The organism is Cyclobacterium sp. (genome assembly GCF_014762705.1).
In the GTDB taxonomy this organism is placed as follows: domain Bacteria; phylum Bacteroidota; class Bacteroidia; order Cytophagales; family Cyclobacteriaceae; genus Cyclobacterium.
Genome location: NZ_JABURL010000098.1, coordinates 31,359 through 41,642, shown reverse-complemented (window position 1 = coordinate 41,642; position 10,284 = coordinate 31,359). Strand labels below are relative to the sequence as shown.

9 protein-coding genes are annotated in these 10,284 nt (G+C 43.2%); 1 reads left to right on the top strand and 8 read right to left on the bottom strand.

Annotation, left to right across the window (positions count from 1 at the left end):
• Nucleotides 1-204: 204 nt before the first annotated feature.
• Entirely contained in the window at nt 205-645 is a 441-nt protein-coding gene (locus tag HUJ21_RS19780) for a hypothetical protein (RefSeq protein ID WP_291372252.1), read from the bottom strand.
• A gap of 198 nt (nt 646-843) precedes the next feature.
• Between HUJ21_RS19780 and HUJ21_RS19775 the strand changes: the two genes are divergently transcribed.
• A complete protein-coding gene (locus tag HUJ21_RS19775) occupies nt 844-1,026 on the top strand; it encodes a hypothetical protein (RefSeq protein WP_291372251.1) in 183 nt (60 codons plus the stop codon).
• Nucleotides 1,027-1,370: 344 nt separating this feature from the next.
• Here HUJ21_RS19775 and HUJ21_RS19770 read toward each other — a convergent pair whose 3' ends face one another.
• From HUJ21_RS19770 to HUJ21_RS19740, 7 genes are all read right to left on the bottom strand, one after another.
• Complete coding sequence (locus tag HUJ21_RS19770; protein WP_291372250.1) at nt 1,371-2,417, bottom strand: hypothetical protein; 1,047 nt, start codon at nt 2,415-2,417, stop codon at nt 1,371-1,373.
• 206 nt (nt 2,418-2,623) lie between these two features.
• Nucleotides 2,624-3,355: a sulfotransferase family protein gene (locus HUJ21_RS19765; protein WP_291372249.1), complete on the bottom strand. Its 732-nt coding sequence runs from the start codon at nt 3,353-3,355 to the stop codon at nt 2,624-2,626.
• Nucleotides 3,352-4,266 carry an aminotransferase class IV gene (locus tag HUJ21_RS19760; RefSeq protein WP_291372248.1) on the bottom strand — a complete coding sequence of 305 codons (915 nt, stop codon included), beginning with the start codon at nt 4,264-4,266 and terminating at the stop codon, nt 3,352-3,354. The genes HUJ21_RS19765 and HUJ21_RS19760 overlap by 4 nt, the downstream gene beginning before the upstream one ends.
• Nucleotides 4,267-4,426: 160 nt before the next feature.
• Nucleotides 4,427-5,722 (bottom strand): threonine synthase, encoded by a 1,296-nt coding sequence (gene thrC, locus HUJ21_RS19755; RefSeq protein WP_291372247.1) that lies wholly within the window; start codon nt 5,720-5,722, stop codon nt 4,427-4,429.
• A 29-nt stretch (nt 5,723-5,751) separates the two neighbouring features.
• Entirely contained in the window at nt 5,752-6,696 is a 945-nt protein-coding gene (locus tag HUJ21_RS19750; RefSeq protein WP_291372246.1) for a homoserine kinase, read from the bottom strand.
• A gap of 1 nt (nt 6,697) precedes the next feature.
• Nucleotides 6,698-9,145: a bifunctional aspartate kinase/homoserine dehydrogenase I gene (gene thrA / locus HUJ21_RS19745; protein WP_291372245.1), complete on the bottom strand. Its 2,448-nt coding sequence runs from the start codon at nt 9,143-9,145 to the stop codon at nt 6,698-6,700.
• 450 nt (nt 9,146-9,595) lie between these two features.
• Entirely contained in the window at nt 9,596-10,276 is a 681-nt protein-coding gene (locus HUJ21_RS19740) for a head GIN domain-containing protein (RefSeq protein WP_291372244.1), read from the bottom strand.
• Between the last annotated feature and the right edge of the window lie 8 nt (nt 10,277-10,284).

The window sequence follows — 10,284 nt, the reverse complement described above, 5'->3', positions numbered from 1 at the left end:
GGCAGACAGGGAATCTTTGACGATTAAAATAATCATTGCCCTGTGTGTTTAATGACTATTTTAATGCTGTCGATTTCTTTAATTTATATTTTTTTGACCTAAATATTTCTGTTACCCAAGATCCTGGGAGCCTGCCCCAGCTCCCGGGAGATGTTTGCATACTTTAAAACCTCACCCTATATGACCTTCTCTTCATGTCCGATTTTATATATATTTGGCCTTAAAGGTTAAATCGGTTTTTCCATGCAGCTTCAAATGCCCATTCGATAGCTGGCAGGATTGAATGGTACGAAGTTCATCTATCAAGGATAACGAAAACTGGCTATTGCAACATTGCTGGTTAGTGTGCTGTATATTCCCGAATGTAATACTTTGGTTATCTCCCTGGTACCTATATAGACCATAAACCTTTGTTGCCTCGAGCTGAACCAGAAAAATGGAATCATTGACAAATTCCAGATAATACCGCGGGCCCTTTAACAATCTTCCTGAAGAATCCCCCAGTTTGGCTGGTACAAATTCCCAGGTGGACTGCGCCAGGGATACCATTGGCCTGGGTGTTTTAGTCCATCTCTCCTTATATGGAAAAATTAAGGCAAGCATAAGCAAAGCCCAGATTATGGGAATATAATATTTTGTCATCATCAATTTTGTTATTTTAACTCCTTTCTATGACTCCAGGACCCCTAAACGCATTCTTCAATCCACGCGTTTTTCCGAATGGAATCCAAAGACAGGAAGTCCGGAACCTTTATCTTCAATGACGCAAAAATCAATCCGATTGCTACATATTAATGGCATGATTTTGGTCAGCTTAACAGACTGTAACTAAAAATAAAAAAAATGATACTTGTACAACAACATCCCATAAACCTTCCCTTCCTGAACCTTACTGGTGACAAGGTGGACAAAAGATCCAATAGAAAAACGCCTGGAACATCGGGAGATGGACCACGACCACCAAGAAGAAATGAATATCCGGACCAGGAGGACGACAAACCCCAGAAAAAAAAGAAAAAAGAATGAACTTGAATATGAGGTCCTATTTTCCCGGAAAAAAACGGATCATAACCCATCCTTCAGCTACCAGTCCTGCTGAAAGGATGGTAAAGCCGAGAAAAAGGTAAATTGGTTTTGAAGCTCAATTCTATTCCATTCAATCAACTTGTCTAAGCGACCATCTCTTCCACTACCATAGCCATTTGCTGCTTGTCCTGTACATTAAATGTACGGAGAGAAACGATTATCCTTACGCAATTTGGTTTCCTTCCGAACCACTTGCTATGCTAAATTCCAATTATTCTTAAAACACCCGTATAGAATCAAATAAGAATGGATTTAAGCCGGATTTTGGTGGAAATTGCGCACGCTTAATTGACATCAATCACCATTTTACCCAGGGATACCACCACTTTCAACAAGCGGTCATGTATGTTTTTCCTGGAGGTGGCGTAGGATTCCTTGTTGTAACAATCGGTAAAATCGCTCAGGTGAAGAAAAAGTTTTTCCCCACCGTCGGTCAATTCCACACTTATCTTAAGGCCACTGGAATACTCCAATTGTACCATATCCATTTGCCTGAGCTCAGGTTCACTTTTCCGGCCTGTCAGTTTATTAAAAAATAGCTGCTTTTTGTAATCCGATATGCTCACCAACTCCTCGTGCATGGCATCAGAAGGTGGTTTGTTTCTGAAGCGGTCAAATATTTTTTTGTTTTCTCCTTCTGAGGTAATGTTAAAGGTTTTCTCCCCATACAATTTATACCTGATCTGAAGATCTACATGAAAATCATACAGGCTTTTTTCTTCCGCTTTAAGTTTTTTTACAAGGGAATAAATAAGATCAAACTGTTTTTCAACATTGGCATCCTTATCCAAATCCAAGATGACATGATTTTTCTCATCGAAAGCTAGAAACTCCTGAATGCCATCATCCATGCTCATGATCTTTTCCTTAAGGTCATCATAGCCGGCATGGGATTCTTTGTAGGCCCCATTATTTTTGGTAATGATTTTATCTATTTGCTGGGAAAGGACGATACTTTTGACCACAAGTTTGGTCTTATCCACATCCATACCTGGATATCCATCACCGGCCAAAAATGAGTGAGCAAACAAAGCGGCCTGTTGATGGGCATTGAATACCAGAAACCTTTCTTCGGGATTGGGATAACCAATAATGGTTCGTTTCAAATCATGGTCAAAGCCCAAAACAAAGTCAAAATCCTGTCCCTTAATTTTCTCCAATGCGGGCAATAAAAACTTATAGTTCATGTTTTCATCAGGAAACTTTTCCGGATCATAAAACAAAGTTTCCAAAGGGCACTCATTGACAAACCTGGCACCTTTTGCAGGTTCAGGAAGGTAAATCAATCCCTTGGGCGTAACATTAACATCAACAGGCTGGTCGTTTTCCATTGCTTAACTTTTTTCAAATTTGAGTATGTACTTAGTTCATGTACATTTCCGAAGTGCTGGCCCGGACAATTTTTCATTTTTCTCCTGAATTACCGGGCGGAAGGAATAATATTCAAAATTATGTTTTAAAAAACCACAAAGCAAGTATGAAACCCAACCTTTCTCAAATAATCGCTATTTCGATCAAAAATTTAATCAGGATTGGCCTAAATGGAATAATCCAGCAGCTTCCGGTACAAAGGTTCACAGGTAGCCAGAAGGGGGAGCAAATGCCCGGGCATGGTTTCCTTTTTTTCCTGATAGGGCTGGAAACCGGTAGACTTGTGCACGTTCTGGTACCAATACCTGGCCCATACCCCATCTTCCGGAATAGGACCGGCCTTCCATTTGAGCATCTGCTGATCATAGGGTATTTCACAAGCCTCACATAATTTGGTGATTTGCCCTTCAGTATCCATTAGGAATTTTTTTGCATCCATTACCAGACAAGGGTATTTATTGCCTTTAAGGTATTGAAGCAAATCCCACTGCATGGCATAGCCAATATCCTCCATGACCGGTTTTTCTATAATTTTGGAGAAGGACAAAAGCATTTCTTTGGGGTCCCTGGTCAAAATAATATTGATGCCATTCTTCATAAAAGACCAATCCAATCCAATCAGGTGATGGGTCATATTTTTAAAAAAGACAATGGGTCTGTCAAATTCTCCAAGCATGTGCTGCACCACTTTTTTACCATCATTTTCCATCCGGGCCAGAATTTCGTTTGCTCCGGGGTGATAGGGTTTTGCAGGTGAAAGCTTCAGGTAGTGGGCATATAGGGGTTCGTCTTCAACTACTGTATCCCTTCTTTGGGCAAAGCCATACATCAAGGCTGTTGAAATATTTCTTGGGCCGGACCAAAGGAAAAGTCTTTTGGGGTATTGCAGCTTACTCATGATTGGATTTCTTTTTCTATTAAACTTTCATACCCCTTCCTAAGCTGTTTTGTCAAGGGTCCTGCCTCCTGCTTTCCTATTGGCTTGCCATCGATTTTTATTACAGGAGTAAGTCCGCCAAAAGTTCCGGTTACGAATGCCTCATCAGCACCATAAACGTCAAACAGGGAAAAATTCTTCTGATGGCAGGTAATCTCATTTTGTTCGCATACACGGATGATGTTTCCCCTTGTAATGCCGTTCATGCAATATTGCCCGGTAGAAGTCCACACTTCTCCGTTTTTTACCATGAAAAAATTAGTCGCATTACAGGTGGATACAAAACCGTGAATATCCAGCATCAGGGCTTCGTCGGCCCCGGCCTCTATAGCCTGTATCAGAGCTTGTACTTCGTGAAGTTTGCTATGACAGTTTAGCCTTGGGTCCAGGTAATCCGGAGACCCTCTCCTGATGGTACTGGTAAACAGGCTGATGCCTTGATTTTTACTTTCATCTGCAGCTTGTTTATGCTCTGCAATGATCACCAGGTTGGGCCCGGAAATGGTGAGTCTGGGATCCTGGGATGGGGTTGCCTTTATTCCACGGGTCAGCATCACCCGGACATGGATATGGTCTTTCATCTCATTGATGGCAAGTGTTTGACGGATTTGATCCATCAATTCTTCCTTACTGAATGGAATGGCTATACCCACGACTTTAGCCGATTGCCACAAGCGGTCCAGGTGCTGGTCAATAAAAATCAAGCAGCCTTTATGGACACGAAAAGCCTCCCAAACTCCATCACCTACCAGATATCCACTGTCAAAAACAGATATTTTGGCTTCCTCCCTGGGAAGAAACGCTCCGTTTACTAAGATCTTTACCGACTTATTTCTTTCGTCTTGCTTTGCCTGATGTGTCCCCTTAACCATAGATTTTATTTTGTTATACTATATTACATAAAAAGACCCCGGCAGGAACCTCAGGACAAATATGGCCTATCTTGCCCAGGATTAACTGCGTTGATCAAGGTTTTTTGAAGTAAAATAATTGAAATAGCAGGAGCTTTCGAAAACAGGACATGAACCCCATTCAAATGCTCAACAAATACTTTTTAAACTCAAGGTAATCATTCTCCATTTTATCCGCCTTTTTGTCTTTTTCCATGAAAGCCTGTAAGCGGTCCGGAAGATCAAGCCTGATGGACAAGGTTTCTTCCACTACATTCCGAAATTTTCCGGGATGGGCCGTCTCCAGAAATATACCCGTACAGGGAGCAGGCTGAGCTCCCATAAAATCCTTCAGGCCCAAATAGGCCACAGCGCCATGTGGATCCATCGTGTAACCGGTTTGGTTTTTTACCTTCAGCATGGCCTGTCGGGTCATGTCATCGGTATAAAAATACCCTTTGACTTTTTCCTTCAATTGAGATTCTTCGTTTCCAAAAAGGGCCAATAAGCGGTAAAAATTACTGGGATTCCCTACATCCATACTGTTACTGATGGTTTGAAGGGAGGGTTTTGCCATAAAATTCTCCCCTTGCAGGTAATCCGGTACTACTTTGTTGATATTGGTTGCAGCCACAAAATAGGAAATGGGCAACCCCATTCTTTCCGCCAGTATTCCTGCGGCAAGATTTCCGAAATTTCCACTGGGAACGGAAAATACTATTTCCCTTTCCTTTTTTGGTAATCTGGAATAAGCATAAAAGTAATAAAGGCATTGGGGAATCCACCTGGCAATATTGATCGAGTTGGCAGATGTAAGTAACATTTTACTGTTCAGATCCGGGTCGAGAAAGGCTTGCTTGACCATTTTCTGGCAATCATCAAAAACACCGGCCACTTCAATTGCCCTGATATTGCCTCCCAAAGTCGTGAATTGTTTTTCCTGCAACTTACTCACCTTTCCCGACGGATAAAGAATGATCACTTCTACCCCATCCACTCCAAAAAACCCGTTGGCCACTGCACTTCCCGTATCGCCGGAAGTTGCCACCAAAACTTTCAAGTCCCGCTTATCCTGGAGCATGCTCATCAATTTGGAACAAAATCTGGCACCGAAATCTTTGAAAGCAAGGGTAGGCCCATGAAACAATTCCAGACTGTACACTCCCTCCTCCACTTGTACCAATGGGGCATCAAAGGTCAGCGTATGGTCTACCAATGAATTGATTTGTTGCTGGTTAAGGTCATCGGAAAAAAGAGATCCGATGATTTCATAGCCCATCTCCCTGAAAGAAAGTCCAGGCAAGCGGTCAAAGAAATCAGCAGACAATACCGGTATTTTCTCAGGCATGTACAAACCCTGATCGGGTGCAAGTCCTTTGATGACAGCCTCTTTTAAATCTACTTTATGATCTGCGTTATTGGTACTGTAATATTTCATTGCAAAAGTAACCCAAGGGTAATAGGATGTTAAATCTCTTCTTCGATAATATAGGCCCCACGCGTATTGATGGCGGAAACGTAAAGATCTATGGGGAGCTGCATTTTATCAAATACGTTTTGGGCCAGGCGGCTGACCTCCCAGGCTATCTCCTCAGAGGGAGATAAAATAAAAATGGTGGGCCCGGAACCGGAGATGCCGCACCCCAGCGCACCGGCAGGTTTGATCCCCTCCTTGACCTCATCATATCCGGGTATCAAAACCGAGCGGGAGGGCTCAGCGATAACATCATTCAGGGATCTGCTGATGAGTGCCATGTCCTCCTGAAACAAACCGGCAACCAGTCCGGCAATATTTCCGGATTGGGTGGTGGCATCCTGCAGGGAAACATTTCTTCTCAACACACTCCTGGAATCAAAGGTATTGAGTACCAGGTGAGGGTGTACCAATGTACAGTACAATCCCCTGGGCACATGGAGGGGGATGACATCCAGTGGATGATATTCCCGGATCAAAACAAATCCCCCCAGGAGTGCGGGGGAGACGTTATCGGCATGAGCCGCACCACAGGCAATTCGTTCTGATTCCATCGCAAAAGGCAACAAATCCTTTTTTTCAAAAGGGTTTCCCAGCAAGGTATTGGTGGCCATCAATGCAGCTACCGCACTGGCAGCACTGGAACCCATTCCGCTTCCCAAAGGCAGGCCCTTAAAGAGTTCTATCTCTAGTCCTCCTTTAAAATCAAGTTCTTTCATCATGGCCATTATGGCCACACTACAGGTGTTTTTTTCCGCTTCATAGGGAAGTTTACCTTTATCTCCTTCAATTTTCGTAACCCTGACACCGGGTTTATCAGAAAGGGTCACCGCTACTTTATCCCCTAAATCTTCCACTGCAAAACCCAAAATATCGAAGCCACAGGAAACATTGGCCACGGTAGCAGGTGCGAAGGCAGTCACTTTTTGCTTTTCCATCTTACCTTGAATAATTACCTAACCTGATGATGTCTGCAAAAACTCCCGCTGCGGTGACATCTGCGCCCGCACCTGGTCCCCTGATGATCATGGGGAATTCGTGGTACCTCTCTGTGGTAAACAAAATCATATTATCGCTTCCCACCAGAGAATAGAAAGGATGGTTGCTGCCAACTGATTTCAAGCCCACGGTAGCTTTTCCGTTTTCCAAAACGGCCATAAACCTAAGTTTTTCTTTCTTTTTATCGGCCTCTGCAAGTAATTGCGTAAAGTGGCCATCATGAGAAGCCAGCTTTTCCAAAAATTCTTCTACCGATTCAATATGGGCACAATCCTCCGGCACCATACTTTGTACGGATACATCTTCAAAATGTAATTCCTGCTCGGCCTCCCTACCCAAAATCAATATTTTTCGGGCTACATCCATTCCGCTCAGGTCATCCCGGGGATCAGGTTCAGTGTAACCTTTCTCTTTTGCCTGAGCCACTACCTTGCTAAATGGAATTCCCTTACTCAGTTCACTGAAAATATAATTCATCGACCCACTCAGTACTCCTTCAATTTTGAGGACTTTGTCCCCACTTAATATGAGATCCTGAAGGGTGTTGATTACCGGCAATCCTGCCGCCACATTGGTTTCGTATAAAAATTTGATATTTCGCTGCCCGGAAAGTTTCTTTAATGACTTGTATTTTTCCAGCGAACCCGAGTTGGCTTTTTTATTTGGAGTAACTATGGCCACTTTAGATTCCAACACCCTTTCATAGGTATCTGCGACTTCCTGACTGGCAGTACAATCCACCAAAACAGAATTGGAGAAATTCATGCTGTTCATGGTGTTTAGAAAAACGGGGAGGTTCATGGGCAAATCTTTTTCAGATGGTACCGGAACCGTGGTCAAATCAAAGCCGTCTTCGTCAAAAGCCATAAACCTGGAATTGGCCAGGCCGTGGATCTTGATATCCAGCATGTATTCTTCCTGCAATTTGTTCAATTGGCTTTGGATCATTTTTATCAGGGTTTTGCCAATTAGCCCTACACCCACCAAAAATACGTGCAGTACTTTATTGTCTGACAAAAAGAAAGCTTCATGCAATGCATTCAAGCCTTTTTGAAGGTCCGATTGTTTGATTACAGCGGAAATATTCAATTCAGAGCTTCCTTGTGCGATGGCTGAAACATTGATATTGTTTCTCCCCAGGGCCTGAAATAACCTGCCACTGGCACCGGGGTAATGTTTCATGTTCTCTCCTACCGCGGCTATCACAGCCATGTTGGGCATGATCTGCACCTTGTCCATCTCACCTGCCAGAATTTCATAATGAAACTCCTTCTCCAGTACTTCTCTAGCCACTTCTGCATCTTCGCTTTTGATAGCGATACAAATGCTATGCTCTGAAGAAGCCTGACTGATCAGTACCACATTAATGAGCGACTGGGCCAAAGCACCAAAAACCCTGCTGCTTACCCCTACTACTTCCACCAATCCTGACCCCTGCACGTTGAGCAGGGAGATATGGCTCAGTGAGGAAATGCCTTTGATCAGCTTGTTGGTTTCTGAAGTTTCACAGATGAGGGTACCTTCATCCTCTGGTTTGAAAGTATTTTTAATATAAATGGGCACTTTCCTTTTCATGGCAGGCTGCATGGTAGCGGGAAACACCACCTTCGCCCCAAAATGAGAAAGCTCCATGGCTTCGCTATAGCTCAGCTGTGGTATGGTAATGGCTGAATACACCAATTTGGGATCTGCAGTCATGACACCTGAAACATCCGTCCAGATTTCCAAAACGTCAGCCTTCAGCGCTGCAGCAAAAATGGCAGCTGTGTAGTCCGACCCACTTCTTCCCAGAGTAGTCGTCTCTCCTTTATCGGTGGACGCAATGAAGCCGGTGATAACTGACAGCCCCTTCTTTTTGGAGTAATAATCATAGATCAACTGATTTGTGGTGGGAAAAACCACCTTGGCATTACCAAAGCGGTCGTTGGTACGAATCACATCCCTTGCATCAACAAAATGCGTGTTGAGTCCATTCTCTTTCAAAGCTTCCGCCATGATAAAGGCAGAAATCCGCTCTCCAAAACTCACTACATAATCTGACGTTCGCGGAGAAAACTCCTTGATCAGGTAGATTCCGTGATAAAGATCCTCCAGTTCATTGAACCTGATTTTGACATATGTCAGTACAGCAGATTGCTTTTGGACCGTTATCAGGTTTTTGACCAATTGAAGGTGCCGCTTTTCCATCGAAAGCAACAGGGGCTGATAATCCGGATCATTCTGCTTGGCCAGCTCTGCACATTTTAATAAATCCTCCGTAATTCCACCAAAGGCTGAAAAAACAACAGCTATATCATCTTTTTGGGATGATCCTTTAACAATGGAGAGAACATTTTTTATTCTTTCCAAATCAGCGATTGACGAACCTCCGAATTTTAATATTTTCATTGTTATTTATTATCGGTTAAAATGTAATCTTTGAGATCTGCAAAAGACCTTTTGGTATTGGGATAATATGGATCAAACACGGGATTACCCCGTAATGAAAGTGGTGCTAATACGGCTAAAAAATAGACTGCAGTATGCTACCCGAATAGTTTCGGTATTAGAAAGATTTGAAATAATTTTTACTGCGAAAACCATGATTATTTGTTTGAAGGGACAATTCTAAGGACAAATTTTATATATCACAAGTTTTTTTGATTAGAAATACCCGGCTGCCCGCAGATAAAAACCTGATTGCCAAACCAGAAAACCAGAACCGGAACCCGGGGCTTTCCTGGTTCGGACGGAGTCTCTGCCACATATTCAACCTGGCTTTGATCACCTTACTTTCAGCCCCTGAATTCCATGCCCTGCCTTTTGGCAGGAGAAGAAATAACCCGCTAGGCAAATTGTCTAGAATTCTTCTATCACCCCCCCAATGCTTTCCTTTACATCAATCTTATCGGGATCACCTTTGTATTTTATTCTTCCCCGGGTTGCCGCCGTCCCTTTAAGAGACTCCAACACTTCAAATGTGCCAAATGCGTTGGTATTGGTCCTTACATTAGCGTTTTTTACGACCAGGTTTTCCCCATCTATTTCCGCATTGGTAAAGGCATTGTAATCCAAATCATCTGCACTTCCTTTCACATACATTTTGGAATTGGTCTTTGCCTCCAATTTCAATTCACCGGCTTTTACTTCTGCTTCCAGGTAGCCATTGGTAGCCACTGACAAACTGACGGTCTTGCTTTCCAGGGGATCCCTGAAAAATGCACGGGCTCCGGTTTCCACTTCTACCACATCCAGCTTGGTATAGGTCACCTTTACCTTTACCGAGCTGGATTTTGGATTGGACCCGGAGACCTTGATCTCAAGTTTCCTTTTGTCCACTTCTGTCAAAATCTCACCCAACCCGATCCCGGAAGCGGTGATTTCTATTTCATGTTGATCTCCCCGAACAAACTCGGCTTCAATGGAATTGCTCACCAATACCTGATCAAATGCCTTCAAAGTTCTGGATTCAGAGGCTGTCTGAGCCTGAACCCATGTAAAGGATAATAGCAGCACAAAGGCTAAGCACAAATTTTTCATATCAGTTA